The 14,381-nt window shown below is 33.0% G+C and carries 11 protein-coding genes; all 11 read left to right on the top strand.

Annotated elements, in window-relative coordinates; translation table 11 throughout:
• Nucleotides 1-92: 92 nt before the first annotated feature.
• The 11 genes from ACUN3A_RS01055 to ACUN3A_RS01005 all read left to right on the top strand — a co-directional run bounded on the left by ACUN3A_RS01055 (nucleotide 93) and on the right by ACUN3A_RS01005 (nucleotide 14,044).
• Nucleotides 93-1,310: a glycosyl hydrolase family 28-related protein gene (locus ACUN3A_RS01055; protein ID WP_445549496.1), complete on the top strand. Its 1,218-nt coding sequence runs from the start codon at nucleotides 93-95 to the stop codon at nucleotides 1,308-1,310.
• Between the two features lie 48 nt (nucleotides 1,311-1,358).
• A complete protein-coding gene (locus ACUN3A_RS01050) occupies nucleotides 1,359-3,608 on the top strand; it encodes a glycoside hydrolase family 3 N-terminal domain-containing protein (RefSeq protein WP_445549495.1) in 2,250 nt (749 codons plus the stop codon).
• A 144-nt stretch (nucleotides 3,609-3,752) separates the two neighbouring features.
• The gene (locus ACUN3A_RS01045; protein WP_445549494.1) at nucleotides 3,753-5,417 is read left to right on the top strand and encodes a beta-N-acetylhexosaminidase; all 1,665 of its coding nucleotides are present in this window, start codon (nucleotides 3,753-3,755) and stop codon (nucleotides 5,415-5,417) included.
• 121 nt (nucleotides 5,418-5,538) lie between these two features.
• Nucleotides 5,539-5,748, top strand: a complete 210-nt coding sequence (locus tag ACUN3A_RS01040) for a hypothetical protein (RefSeq protein ID WP_445549493.1) — start codon at nucleotides 5,539-5,541, stop codon at nucleotides 5,746-5,748.
• Between the two features lie 165 nt (nucleotides 5,749-5,913).
• Nucleotides 5,914-7,143 (top strand): alkaline phosphatase family protein, encoded by a 1,230-nt coding sequence (locus ACUN3A_RS01035; protein WP_445549492.1) that lies wholly within the window; start codon nucleotides 5,914-5,916, stop codon nucleotides 7,141-7,143.
• Nucleotides 7,144-7,315: 172 nt separating this feature from the next.
• Nucleotides 7,316-7,768 carry a hypothetical protein gene (locus ACUN3A_RS01030; RefSeq protein ID WP_445549491.1) on the top strand — a complete coding sequence of 151 codons (453 nt, stop codon included), beginning with the start codon at nucleotides 7,316-7,318 and terminating at the stop codon, nucleotides 7,766-7,768.
• Nucleotides 7,769-8,103: 335 nt separating this feature from the next.
• Nucleotides 8,104-9,792: a sodium/sugar symporter gene (locus tag ACUN3A_RS01025; RefSeq protein WP_445549490.1), complete on the top strand. Its 1,689-nt coding sequence runs from the start codon at nucleotides 8,104-8,106 to the stop codon at nucleotides 9,790-9,792.
• A gap of 168 nt (nucleotides 9,793-9,960) precedes the next feature.
• Nucleotides 9,961-10,506, top strand: a complete 546-nt coding sequence (locus ACUN3A_RS01020) for a response regulator (protein WP_445549489.1) — start codon at nucleotides 9,961-9,963, stop codon at nucleotides 10,504-10,506.
• A gap of 390 nt (nucleotides 10,507-10,896) precedes the next feature.
• On the top strand, nucleotides 10,897-11,529 hold the full coding sequence (locus ACUN3A_RS01015; RefSeq protein WP_445549488.1) for a response regulator: 633 nt from the start codon (nucleotides 10,897-10,899) through the stop codon (nucleotides 11,527-11,529).
• A 245-nt stretch (nucleotides 11,530-11,774) separates the two neighbouring features.
• Nucleotides 11,775-13,019 (top strand): hypothetical protein, encoded by a 1,245-nt coding sequence (locus ACUN3A_RS01010; RefSeq protein ID WP_445549487.1) that lies wholly within the window; start codon nucleotides 11,775-11,777, stop codon nucleotides 13,017-13,019.
• A 14-nt stretch (nucleotides 13,020-13,033) separates the two neighbouring features.
• Complete coding sequence (locus ACUN3A_RS01005; protein WP_445549486.1) at nucleotides 13,034-14,044, top strand: hypothetical protein; 1,011 nt, start codon at nucleotides 13,034-13,036, stop codon at nucleotides 14,042-14,044.
• Nucleotides 14,045-14,381 lie beyond the last annotated feature (337 nt).

The following is a 14,381-nucleotide window of genomic DNA, read 5'->3' as shown; positions in this document are numbered from 1 at the left end:
AATCAGTGGCCATTTTTTTGTCTGTATCTGACTTAATGAAGAAGCATAAAATAAAAACTCAAATCATAAAATACCTAATGCAGTAAAATAAAATGAAGAAAAATATCTTAATAGTATTACTATCGCTCAACAGCAGTTTCTTTTTTCTGGCTTCTGCACAGCAGTATTCCCAATTGTGGGGAAAAAAAGGAGAAAGTTGGAATAAAGAACTAATGCCCGATTTTACTCAGGCTGGATATAAAAAAGGAAAAAAAGAAATTCCTCATTTCGATTCCGAGATAAGCGTAAAAGATTTTGGTGCAGTAGGGGATGGAGTTACCGACAATACAATCGCATTTAGAAAAGCCATAGCAAAATGTAGAAAAAACCAAGCCGTTTTTATACCTGCCGGGATTTATTTATTGAAAGACACACTTCATATTTCAAAAAACAAGATGTGTATTCGTGGTGAAAATAAACAGCAAACTGTGTTATATTTTGAAAAAGGTTTAGAGGAACTGTATCCAGATTATAACAAACAGTATCCCAATCAAACAAATTGGTCATGGAAGGGGGGAATGATTTTGTTTTCGGGCGACATCTCAGATATAGGAATAGAAAATATTACAATCAAATTTCCAGATAATCCATGGGCAGGTCATGATTTTCACGAAAGAGGTTACAATGGAATAGCTTTTGAAAATAAAGCTCATGACGGATGGGTTAAGGATGTTACCATTACTGGTGCAGATGTTGGAATTTATATTGGGAATGCGCATCACATCACAGTTGAAAATTGGGTTCTTGATTTTGGGGAAAATCGTTTAGGAGGAAAGCTAAACGGTCATCATGGCGTGAATATTTGCGGACCTTATAATTTGTTACAAAACTTTGAGATAAAAGGCAAATTCATTCACGATTTGTCCATTGAAACCGCATCCAGCCACCACAATGTATTTCGTAACGGAAAAGGTACCGATTTGTGTATTGATCATCACAATCATGATCAACGTAATAATTTGTTTACCAATTTGAACGTAGGAAAAGGAACTCGTTTATATGTGTCTGGCGGAAAAACATCACCATGGGGATTAAGTTTTAATGAAACTTACTGGAATATCACTGCAGATGTCCCTATGCAATATTGCAATCAATTTGATGAAGAGAGGAAACATTCAACAAATAATATTTGTGTAGGCATAAAAACGAATCTTCCTTCGGTGTTGCCAGATCAGTTTGGGAACCGATTTGAAACAATTGATCCAGCTGTTCTTTATCCTCAAGATTTATATCTAGCGCAGATGAAGAAAAATGGCAAAAGTGCCAAATAAACATACAAACTAGTATATCTAAAATAACTGAACCAATTTAATTACATCATGAAACAATCATTACTACTAATTTTATTTTTATCAGGTTTTGGAAAAGGATTTTCTCAAAAAACAAATTCTTATCCTTATCAAAATGAAAAATTACCAGTAGAGGCAAGAGTAAAAGACTTGCTTGGCAGAATGTCATTAAATGAAAAAATTCTTCAAATGCTACACATTCATGATATAAAAGATGTGGATGTTTTTAAAGGGAATAGTTATGGATGTGTTGTAAACACAGGCTTGACTGCAGAGGAAGCAAGAGATGTTTATGGTAAATCCCAAAAATACTTAAAAGAAAATACCCGTTGGGGCATTCCGGTTTTGACCTGTACCGAAGCTTTGCACGGTGTTTACCAAGGCAATTGTACCATTTATCCTCAAGCAATTGCTCAAGGAAGTACTTTCAATCCTGATTTGGTGAACCGTATGGTACAATTTGTTGCAAAAGATTTGAAAGCAATGAATATCAAACAGGTGCTGTCGCCAGATTTGGACATAGCACGAGAATTACGTTGGGGCAGGGTAGAGGAAACCTTTGGAGAAGATCCTTTTTTGAATGGTTTAATGGGGGTAACCTATGTAAAGAATATGCAGGCGAACAATATTGTCTGCACACCAAAGCATTTTCTGGCACACGGAACACCAATGGGCGGACTCAATTTGGCTTCGGTAAGTGGAGGAGAAAGAGAGCTTAGGTCTATTTATATGCAGCCTTTTGAAAAAGTGATAAAAGAAGCCCAACCACTTTCAATAATGAATAGTTATAATTCGTATGATGGTCTTCCTGTAGCGGCTTCCAGTTATTATCTAACCGATTTGTTGCGTAAAGAATTAGGTTTCAAAGGATATGTATATTCTGATTGGAGTTCGATAGAATTCCTGAATACTTTTCATAAAATAGCTTCCAGCAAAGCCGAAGCGGCAAAAATGGCTGTGGAAGCGGGTATAGATCTTGAGGCTGAAAGTAATTGTTTTTCAGAATTGGAGCAATTGGTTCAGGAAAAAAAATTAGATGTAAAATATATTGATCAGGCGGTAAGCAGAATACTTTACGTAAAATTTGTCAGCGGATTGTTTGATAAACCAGTGAATGAAAACATCGATATAAAGGCAGTGATTCATTCCAAAGAAAGTGTTGATTTGGCCAAAGAAATTGCCGATGAAAGTATAGTGTTGTTGAAGAACAATAATTCAATTCTTCCGCTTTCATCAGCCAAATACAAATCAATCGCTTTAATTGGTCCAAATGCAGACCAGTTTCAACCGGGTGATTATTCATGGAGCCGAAGAACCACAAATGGAATTACGCCATTGCAAGGATTAAACAAAGCTGTTGGCAATAACATCACTATAAATTATGCTAAAGGTTGTGATGCTTGGAGCCAAAATAAAGAAGGTTTTCAAGAAGCTATTTCGGCCATCAAAAAAAGTGATATTGCCGTTCTTGTCGTAGGTACAGAAAGCGGCACTTTTACAGACAACAAAAACGTAACCGCCGGAGAAGGATATGATCTTTCCGATATTAAACTTCCAGGAGTTCAAGAGGATTTAATAAAAGAGATTAAAGCAATAGGCAAACCAATAATTGTTGTACTCGTTAGCGGAAAACCACTTGCTATGCCATGGGTAAAAGACAATGCCGATGCTGTTTTGGTGCAATGGTATGGCGGTGAACAACAAGGAAATTCCTTGGCCGATGTGTTGTTTGGAAAAGTAAATCCTTCTGGGAAATTAAATGTTTCTTTCCCACAATCCGTTGGACATTTGCCTTGCTATTATAATTACTTGCCGTCGGATAAAGGATATTATAAAAAACCGGGAAGCATTGATAAACCAGGACGTGATTATGTATATGGCAATCCTGATGCTTTATGGAGTTTTGGTCACGGACTTAGTTATACCACTTTTGATTATCTGGATGCCACAGTCAGTAAAGAGAATGTCAAAGAAAATGATGTCATCACTATTGATGTTAAAATTAAAAATACGGGAAATGTAGATGGAAAAGAGGTGGTGCAGCTCTATGTTAGAGATTTAGCAAGTTCAGTAGCCACACCAATTAAACAGTTAAAAGGTTTTAATAAGGTGTTAGTAAAAGCTGGAGAAACAAAAACAGTTCGTTTGACTTTGCCTATCAGTGAATTGTTTTTATACAATCAACAAATGAAGCGAGTAGTTGAGCCGGGTGAATTTGAACTGCAGATAGGAACATCATCTGAAGATATTAAAATTGTGAAAAAGATTACTGTTATATAAAAACAAGGTTGAATAAAATAAAAGATTATGAATGCCTTTTCTAAAACGACATTGTAATCAAAGGGTAGAGTTATTCAATTATTGGGTTGTATGCTATCTTGATAAAAAAATGTAAGAATAAAATAATTAATAAAATCGTAAAACATGCTAAGATTCTTTTTACTAATACTTCTTTTGTGTAGTACATTATCGTTTGCACAGGAAGTAAACATCATTCCTCAACCGGTACAAGTTACCAGAAACACCGGAACTTTTGTGATTAATCCAAAAACAAGCTTGGTTGTTGCCAGTGATGAGGATAAACCAGTCGCCGCTTTCTTAAACAACTATTTATCGGATTACTATGGTTTTAAATTGCCAATAGTTAAAAAGGCCAATAAAAACAGTATTGAGTTGAAAAGCGTTAATAACATTACCGGACTTAAAGCGGAAGGCTATAGTTTAAAATCAACTGCAAAAGGGGTTGAGATTAATGGAAATTCACCTATTGGGACTTTCTATGGAATGCAAACGTTGATTCAATTGTTGCCTGTTAAAAAAAGTAATAAGCTAAAAATTGCTTCGGTAGATGTGAATGATGAACCTCGTTTTGCTTACAGAGGAGCAATGTTAGATGTGGGGCGACACTTTTTCCCGATTTCATTTGTTAAAAAATTCATCGATTATTTGGCTTTGCATAAAATGAATTATTTTCATTGGCATTTGACCGAAGATCAGGGTTGGAGAATCGAAATTAAAAAGTATCCTAAACTGACCGAGATAGGTTCTAAGAGAAATGGATCGATTATAGGTAAATTTCCAGGTACTGCAAACGACAATACACCAGAAGGAGGCTTTTATACACAAGAGGAAATAAAAGATATCGTCAAGTATGCTTCGGATCGATTTATTACAGTAATTCCAGAAATTGAAATGCCTGGTCATGGTAGCGCCGCCATTGCAGCATATCCGCAGTTAAGTTGTTTTCCGGATGAAAAAACAAAAGTTGCTAATAATATGTTTTCAGACAAGAGCAAGCAAGAAATGGCAAATGGAAAAATCAAAATCGTACAGGAAACTTGGAGCATTCATACTGATGTATATGCGCCAACAGAATACACATTCAAATTCTTGGAAGACGTTCTCGACGAGGTGCTAACCTTATTTCCATCAAAATACATTCACATAGGTGGGGATGAATGTCCAAAAGATGCTTGGAAGAGAAGCGAGTTTTGTCAACAGATGATAAAAGAAAAAGGATTGAAGGATGAGCATGAACTTCAAAGTTATTTTATTCAAAGAATTGAAAAATACATTAACGGCAAAGGAAGGACATTAATAGGCTGGGATGAAATTCTGGAAGGTGGTCTTGCTCCAAACGCAATTGTAATGAGTTGGAGAGGAGAAGGTGGCGGTATAGCGGCTGCAAAAGAAAAGCATCAGGTTATTATGACCCCGGGAAGTCACGTTTATTTAGACCATTCACAAACCCAAAATGACAAGGAACTAACCATTGGGGGATTCACGAACTTAGAAAAAATTTACAGCTATGAGCCAATACCAAAGGAATTGAATGAGGATGAGGCTAAGTATGTGATGGGAGCCCAAGGGAATGTTTGGACAGAATATATGCAAACTCCTGTCAAAGTGGAATATCAGATATTTCCACGTTTGAGTGCTTTAAGCGAAGTTTTGTGGTCTCCAAAAGCTAATAAAGATTGGTCAGTATTTCAAACAAAAATTGAGACGCAGAAAAAAAGATATACTATGTGGGGAGCTAACTATTTTGTAGAATCTCAAATTGTTTTAAAAAAAACATTGAATAATTAAAATTGGTAATGTCTTTTTAGAAAGGCATTGCAATGAAAAGATAGGTTTCAATTAATAACAAAAAACAAATAAATTTATAAAATGATGAAAAAAAAGGGGGTATAAAAAAACATACAAAAAAGTGAAGGGCTATGATGTATGTATTATTGATAATGGAAACTATCAATTGGCTATGATTACTTTAAAGGGTTGGAAATCCATCAAAGCTATTGATGTCAAAGACATAAACCCTGTGAGTAAAAATAATACTGTTATTAACGTTGATGATTTCGTTATTCCAAATCAATCTCAAGACAGTTTTTATGCTACTTTGATGCTTTGGAAAAAATAAGGGAAAAAGTGGACGGATAAAGAATTGTTTCTGGTCAAAAAAATAAATCATTTGACTGCTAATAAAGTAGAGGTTTTGTTTACTGATGGAAAACAGAAAACGGTTCAATTTGATTAATGTATAATGCCAAAAGAAATATCGCCACTTATAAAAAATAGAATTAAAATGAAATTTAGAAAATATTTTGTTGTGTTTTTAATGCTTTTCTGTGCTTTGGCTTTTGCACAAAAAAGCAAAAAAGTAGTTTTTGTGATTGCCGATGGTATTCCGTTGGATATCATTCAATCCCATTCAATGCTAAATTTGAATAACTTTTCAAAAAATGGAGGCATTGTTTCTGCCTATGTGGGTGGCGAAAAAAATGGTTATTCAGAAACGCCAACTATTTCTGCTGTTGGATACAATAGTTTGTTGACAGGAACTTGGGTAAACAAACACAACGTTTGGGGTAACGACATTAAAGAGCCAAATTATAATTATTGGAATATTTTTCGATATTTGAAAACACAATATCCAGAGAAAAAAACAGCTATTTTTTCTACTTGGAAAGATAACAGAACCAAATTAATTGGAAGCGATGCAAAAGCGGCGGGAAATTTGAATCCCGATTTTGTTTTTGATGGTTACGAAAAGGATATCATAAAATTTCCTCATGACAAAAACGGCGATTTTTATAATAAAATAGACAATTATGTTGTTGAAAATGCCTGTAAAACCATTGCTGCTTCGGCTCCCGATTTGTCTTGGATTTATCTTGAATATACAGATGAAATGGGACATAGGCATGGTGACAGTCCTGAGTTTTTAAATGCTTTGGATCAGCTCGATTCACAAATCGGAAAATTATACAAAACAATCCAAAAGAGAGAGAAAGAAAACAACGAAGAATGGATGGTAATAATCACGACGGATCATGGTCGGGACACTTTTGGTTTTAAGCATGGAGGTCAAACCAATCGGGAACGCAACACCTGGATGGCCACAAACTATGCCGGAATAAACGATTATTATAAAAAACAGCAACCCGGAATAGTTGATATTACGCCTACTATTTTACGCTTTTTGAATATTTCACCAAGTCAAAATCAACAATTCGAACTTGATGGAGTTCCAATGATCGGGGAATTATCGGCCATAAATCTTTCACTAAAAATAAAAGAAAACAAATTAATAATACAATGGACACCATTGGCTAAAATCGGAAAAGCCAAAATATGGTTGTCAACAACAAATAATTTTAAAACAGGAGGCACAGACGAATATCAATTGATAAAAGAGATGGACATAAAGGATTGGAAAACTGAAATTGATATTTCAAGCATGACATCCAAATTTTATAAAGTGGTTATCGAAATGCCTAATAACACATTGAATAGATGGATAACTATTCCATGATGAAAAAATTAGATTGCTTTTAATTTATGCTGCAATTATTTTGTAAATGGTATTAATCCTAGATAAAGTCATTAGATGGTAATGCTTGTGTATGCGATAAAATTTAATATGAAAGAAATAAGTTTAAAATAAAAATACAAATTGAAAAATATAATTGAAAAAGTCAATTCTTATGATAAAAAATGCTGACGAACCTGAGCAATATCACTTAAATAAGTCTAAAACAAATAAAGAACAAGAACGAATCTATAAAGAAAAAGCTTTCTTTATAAATAAAAGGATATTTTGGTTTGGAATAATAGCCACACTCTTTTCTGTTATAGCTTCAATAATTGCATACAATATATCGAGTGTTTTCGAATATGTAATATGGGGAACAATTCAATTTTTATTTTTTGTTGTAATAATATCAAAACATCCTAAAACAATAAAGGCTTTAAAAATGCTTTCAGCTATTTCATTAGTATATCTTGCTAGTATGATACTAGTTAATGCTATAACTTTAGAAGATAAAAAACTTGTATTTCAATTAAAAGACTTAAAATTTGTATTAATATACATAACTGTTTATTTTGGAGCAGAACAATTTATTGAAGTGAAAAAAATGCAAATTAATAAAATTTAGTACTACCAGAATAAAGTTAACGTTGGTAACAGAAAGATAATAAGAAGATTTAATTGGCAATTTTTTGAGAATCCTTATTTAAATAACAAAAGCGAGTATTAATATCTACTTTTCTTAACAAACAGAATTAATTACCCCCTCTCAAAGAACAATTTTGCCCCCCTTTAGCTCGTGCGATTATACTTATTTTTGTGATTATATAAAATAAAAATAGAAAGACATCTGGCTAATATATGGTTTAAAATTTATTTTTTGTTTACACATCATTCTAATCTGCTAGTATTAATAACTGTTAACCTCAAGTATTCTTTTAACTAATAAACCCCAACAAATTTATGAACACATTGCAATTAGCTGATTATTTAGTATTTCTGGTGTACTTTTTTATTGTAGCTGGATACGGTTACTCCGTGTATAGAAAGAAACATTTGAAATCAGTATCAGCTTCACATGATTATTTTTTAGCTGAAGGCTCTTTGACATGGTGGGCTATTGGTACCTCATTAATTGCTTCCAATATTTCATCGGAACAATTTATTGCTATGTCAGGAAATGGTTTTAAAATGGGTCTTGCAATAGCAACTTATGAATGGATGGCTGCATTAACCTTAATCATTGTAGCTGTGTTTTTTATTCCTGTTTATTTAAAGAATAAAATTTACACTATGCCCCAATTTTTGAGCCAAAGATACAATGGAAATGTAGCGATGATAATGGCCGTTTTTTGGTTGTTGCTCTATGTGATAGTCAATTTGACGTCTATTCTTTATTTGGGAGCATTGGCTATTAATGGAATATCAGGAATTCAAATTGATTTATGTATGTATGGCTTGGCATTCTTTGCTATTGTCATTGCATTAGGAGGAATGAAAGTAATTGGATATACGGATGTTGTACAGGTGGTGTTCTTAATTTTTGGAGGTTTGGTAACGACGTATTTGGCTTTAGACAAAGTAGCTGAATTAAATGGCCAACATGGTATGGTTCAGGGATTCAACTACATGCTGAATCAATCGGGAGACCATTTTCATATGATATTTAAGAAAGAAAATGCAAATTTCCCTAGTTTGCCGGGATTAACAGTTTTATTTGGAGGAATGTGGATTGTAAACCTGAATTACTGGGGTTGCAATCAATACATTACTCAAAGAGCTTTAGGTGCTGATCTCAAAACAGCGAGAAGTGGAATTTTATTTGCCGCTTTTTTAAAACTATTAATGCCAGTAATAGTGGTTTTACCAGGTATAGCTGCTTATGTTATTTATACTAAAGGTGGACTACAGACAGAAATGCTAGGTGCTGATGGAATTATAAATCCTGACAGATCCTATCCTGTATTATTAAATTTACTTCCAGTGGGATTAAAAGGATTATCCTTTGCTGCTTTAACAGCTGCGATAGTTGCTTCCTTAGCAGGAAAAGTAAACAGCATATCTACGATATTCACCTTAGACATCTTCAAGAAGAAAATTGATGTCAATGCCAGTGAAAAGAAAATGGTGCAAGTAGGTAAGATAACAGTATTTGCCGCAATGCTTATTGCCGTTTTAATTGCTCCATTATTAGGCATTGACAAAAAAGGTGGATTTGAATTCATACAGGAATACACTGGATTTGTAAGTCCTGGAATTTTTGCGATGTTTATCCTTGGATTCTTTTGGAAGAAAACTAGTTCTAACGCTGCAATGTTCGCAACTATTGGAGGTTTTGTATTATCAGTAATTTTTAAATTCCTTCCTAATTTCATGAATTTGGAGTTTCTAAGCAGTTCTGGATTTGCTACCCTGGTGGAGCAAAAAGACAAATCAAAGGCCTATGAAATTCCATTTTTAGACCGCATGGGTTTTGTATTTGTTATCTGTGTACTATTAATGATTTTTATTAGTCTATACGATTCCAAAAAAGGCCTTAGAACCAAAGGCTTGGAAATTGACACTAATATGTTTAAAGTAAGTAATGGTTTTGCCGTAGGTGCCATGATTATTGGTGGAATATTGGTAGCCTTTTATTCTATTTTTTGGTAGCCTTTGCATTTGAGTTATTGCAACACAAATACTGTTTTGTAATAGCATGTTTTTGAAAATTTGGATGAGCAGGCAAAATTTAATTATACTTTTTCTATACTTTTTGTTTTCTCATCCAGTTTTTGAAAATGATAAAATTACTTATTGCTTTTAATTTAGTTTTTAGTCATGGTTAAAAAAATTCTGATCGTAGATGATCACCTTGTTGTAAGGTCAAAGATGACACTTTTATTGGAAAAAAAAATTGATGGTGTTTTCGTCGTTGGGGTCAATAATTTTGAGGAGGCTCTTAGTGCATGTGCTACTATTATTTTCGATTTAGTGATTTTGGATATTGATTTACCTGATGAAAGAAAATGCAATATAATAGATGATTTGCGGAAGATGCAAAAAGAGGTGAAAATATTAATTTTTTCTGCGCATGAGAAAGATATTTTTGTTTTTCGATATATTCAGGCTGGGGCAGATGGATATTTGAATAAATTTAGTAAAAGCAGTACTATCATTAAAACTGTAAATACAATTTTAGAATTGGGAAAGTACACATCAAGTAATATTCTGGATGAATTTATTGCATTTTCGAAAAATGCGAGAGAAAGTAGGAGTATTTTGGAAGATTTTACCCAGCGTGAAATGGAAATTGCGAAACTTCTTGTAGAAGGCTGCGGAAACCTTGAAGTTAGAGATAAAAATGAGTACGGTAAGCAACCATAAATTAAATATTTTAAAAAAAAGCAGAAACAAACAATAGTAGAGTTGTCAGAAATATTAAAAAAAAATAGTGAATTAATTAAGTTGAATAACTAGATTAATAATTGAGGTATAAACCTATTTTCGCTTGCTTGTGAAGCAAAATAAACAGCTATTTTGAAGTAAATCTAACATTAACTCAATGATTTTTAATTTTTTTATATTTTATGTCACCCAAAAGTGTCAAAAAGTAATCAATATTTAAGAAGTATATTACTTTATATTATTTAGAGCCTTGATTTCATAATAAAAAGACACTAAAATGATTGGTAATTCCTGTAAATAAAATCTGTTTTCCCATCCAATTTTTAAAAAAGATAAAATCACTTATTGTTTTTAATTTAGTTTTTAGTCATGGATAAAAAAATTCTCATCGTAGATGATCACTTTATTGTAAGGTCAGGAATCACATTTTTATTGGAAAAAGAATTTAATGATGTTTCCGTCACTGAAGCTGATAGTTTTGAGGGAGCGCTTAGCGTATGTTCTAGGATTATTTTTGATTTAGTGATTTTGGATATTAATTTGCATGATGGTAGAAAAATCGATATGATAAATGATTTACGTGAATTGCAAAAAGAGGTGAAAATATTAATTTTCTCTGCCTATGAGGAGGATATTTATGCATTTCGTTATATCCAAGCAGGGGCAAATGGATATTTAAATAAATTTAGTGATAGTAGTACAACCATTGAAGCGATAAGAACAGTTTTAAAATTGGGTAAGTACATTACAAGTAATACTCTTGATAAATTTATTGCATTTTCTCAAGATAGGAGAGAGAGTACAAATATTATAGAAGTGCTTACACCGCGTGAATTAGAAATTGCAGAATTTCTTGTAAAAGGCTATGGAAACATTGAAGTGGCTAATGAATTGAATTTAAAAATGACAACGGTAAGCACTCATAAATTAAATATTTTTAAAAAGCTAAAAGTAAGTAATGTTATAGAACTTTTCGAAATGTTTAAAAAAGTTGAAACTTAATTAAGTTAAATAATCAAAATTTCAATTTTGGCAATTGTAAACCCAATTGTTATTTTATTTTGATAGTATTGAGTTAATTCTGAATTATTAATTGATATACAAAAATCAATTGTTTTTGAAGTAAAAAAAAGAAATGTAATTTATTTGTTATTTAAATTTAACGCTAAAATGGATACAATTTTTTTTAAATGAAAGCGTTTTTTAAAAATATAAGGAATAACAACCCCTCAAAATCTTAACCTATTATGACCACAAACATTAGAAGATCATTCCTTCTCAGCCTACTATTTGCAAATTTGCTCATTCTTGTGAGTTGTGAAAATGAAACCCAAATGGTAGCCTACAAGCCTAATTATTCAGTAAGCCTTGATGCATCCAATTTACCAACTGGGAATCGACCGATGACTATGTTTGAAGATGCCGAAAGCCCTTCAAGAATGTATGACAAAAATGACCGTTGGTTTCGAATGAACCAACTGCTCCAGGTTATTCAAAAAGGTAAAGACTCGGTTCAAATATCGCTTTATTCTCCAGTTGGACTCACAGATGTAAAAATCTATGCCAAATTGGGTAATTATGACAAGAGATTTGTACTGTTTCAGTTTTCAAAAATACCTGCATTTCACCGTTCGTTTCATAAACTTCCTTTGGTTGAAGGAAAAAATGATTACCTTCTTGAAACGGGAGGAACTGTCACAATCGATAAAATTGATGGTTTCTCTTCTGGAGCGATCGAATTTTCTGTAGAATCAACCGATCCTTTATTTGCAATGTTCAAAAAAATAAAGTCCAAAGAATTAGTTCGGTTTAGCGATTCTTATCATTTAAGTAATCCGGCAGATGACCCTAACAAGTTTTTACCGATGAACCCGGTTTTAGCCAAAGAAGCAATAGCAATGATCATAAACTATTCCTATGCATTAAGCCATCCGATGTATTATGATACCTTTATTCATTTCGATAGGTACAAACAAGAACAAGCTGCCCTAGCTGGAACTCCAGTAAATGGAGCAACAGACTGGCATGGAAATACTGCAGACTCCAATGGCGTTTATGATTATTTTACCAAAGCCCAAATTGAGCAACAGTATTTGAACTATATTGACAGCAGAGATCTTAATATGGCAATGGTTGGAGGTGGCAGCGCCTGGGGCGGAGGTGCCTTGGCTTCTCAATGGGAATCCGATTATATTACAGGACATTGGCTAGGTGAAATGTCTGTTTGGTCACACGAATATTCGCATCATTCAGGATATAGTCATGATAGCAATCTTGCCAATAGCGGAGAAGGAGGTGGACAACAAGGAATGTTAACTGATTTTTATAAATACCTGATATATTTAAAAGATCTCCCTTTTACCGATCCAGAGATTTTAAAAGGATGGACAAAAACAGGTTATCTAAAAGGAACTTACAAAAAACCAGTCTTTACAATTAATCCTAAAAATCCTTTCTTATTAAAATATAAAGGAGAAGGAAAATGGAACTAATAAAATATACCAACATGAAAAAAATAGCTTCTTTTATATTGTTGATTTGTGTTTTCACAAATTGTACCAAGGACTCTTACGAGACAGCCGAGCCAACAAATTATAACTACTACTATCCTTCGGATGAAGCATCAATTACAGCCAAACAAATTGGGGACGGAACTGGAGTACTGGATCCTAAAGGAATAGCTGTAGCAAACGACAAATTGTATATCTGTAATGGTGATGTGCTGGAGATTTTTAATGCTAAAACTTTGGCCTATATAAAAACAATTAAGGATTATACCAAAGGAAGCACTACAATTCCATTGACCAGGCTTTCATCAGTATGTATTGATAATGGTCGTATATACTTAGGGAGTATTAATTCCAGAATTTTTGTATTTGATGAAGCGACAAATGCTGGAATAAATACCATAGGAAGTGGAAATTGGTGGGATACTTTTGTACATGTTTTTGGTCTTACTGTAAAAGACGGATTGTTATTTGTAAAAGAAAAAGAAACGACAATCAAAGTTTTAGAAACATCGAAAATCACCGAGACGAGCAATTGGAATTTGGCTCCTCTTGCTAAATTAAATACATTGAAAGGTTGGGAAGAAATCTATTCAATGGATGTAGCTTCCGGAAATTTGGTTGTGGCAGGAAGAGATGCAAAAGGGTACTTATATTATAATATTGCAGACATTCGAAAGAATGCGACAAATTCACTCACCACTCCTATAACCCCTACTGTGACGCCTTTTACAGACATAAAGCCTACTGCTGTTGCATTTAGTACTGATTGGGCTGTGACTTCAGAAAATGCAGATAATTTAAATTATCTCCGTATTTACCCTAAAGAAGAATTTATCAGCAAGACCTACAATGCAAGAATAAATGCATCTGATATTATGGGGGCAAATGCCTTTGGAAGTATTGTAAGTATTGTACAACTTGATGACCGTCTTTTTTTAGCGGATAACACAAACCAAAAAATACGCATCATTAAACTTAATAAATCAACTATTGCAGAACAAAAATAGAACGGATACTATAAAGTAAACAGCTGTTTCGGAGTAAATCCATTATTTAACTTAATGATTTTTAATTTTTTATGATAATTTATGTCACCCAAAAGCATCAAAAAGTAATCAATAGTAAAGAAGTATACTACTTTAAAACACTTAGAACTTTATTTTTAGAATAAAAAAACATTAATTAATTGTTAGTTCTTGCAAATTAAATATCTTTTGCAAGTTAAGTTTACTTTTTTATGTTTTTTAATTTCTATTTCTTTGTCACTTTTTTAAAGACTTTTGTTTTGTAGTAGGTTTATAAACGAGGTTAATTTAGAAAGAAGTTGAGCTTAATTTTTAAATA

This window comes from Flavobacterium sp. WC2509 (assembly GCF_052683105.1).
The sequence above is the reverse complement of the archived record's forward strand: the minus strand, read 5'-3'. Positions and strand labels throughout refer to the sequence as shown.

Coding starts and splice junctions, on each gene's coding strand:
- ACUN3A_RS01045 (WP_445549494.1), top strand. CDS start 3,753: ATGCTAAGATTCTTTTTACTAATACTTCTTTTGTGTAGTACATTATCG.
- ACUN3A_RS01010 (WP_445549487.1), top strand. CDS start 11,775: ATGACCACAAACATTAGAAGATCATTCCTTCTCAGCCTACTATTTGCA.
- ACUN3A_RS01035 (WP_445549492.1), top strand. CDS start 5,914: ATGAAATTTAGAAAATATTTTGTTGTGTTTTTAATGCTTTTCTGTGCT.
- ACUN3A_RS01030 (WP_445549491.1), top strand. CDS start 7,316: ATGATAAAAAATGCTGACGAACCTGAGCAATATCACTTAAATAAGTCT.
- ACUN3A_RS01050 (WP_445549495.1), top strand. CDS start 1,359: ATGAAACAATCATTACTACTAATTTTATTTTTATCAGGTTTTGGAAAA.
- ACUN3A_RS01005 (WP_445549486.1), top strand. CDS start 13,034: ATGAAAAAAATAGCTTCTTTTATATTGTTGATTTGTGTTTTCACAAAT.
- ACUN3A_RS01020 (WP_445549489.1), top strand. CDS start 9,961: ATGGTTAAAAAAATTCTGATCGTAGATGATCACCTTGTTGTAAGGTCA.
- ACUN3A_RS01015 (WP_445549488.1), top strand. CDS start 10,897: ATGGATAAAAAAATTCTCATCGTAGATGATCACTTTATTGTAAGGTCA.
- ACUN3A_RS01025 (WP_445549490.1), top strand. CDS start 8,104: ATGAACACATTGCAATTAGCTGATTATTTAGTATTTCTGGTGTACTTT.
- ACUN3A_RS01055 (WP_445549496.1), top strand. CDS start 93: ATGAAGAAAAATATCTTAATAGTATTACTATCGCTCAACAGCAGTTTC.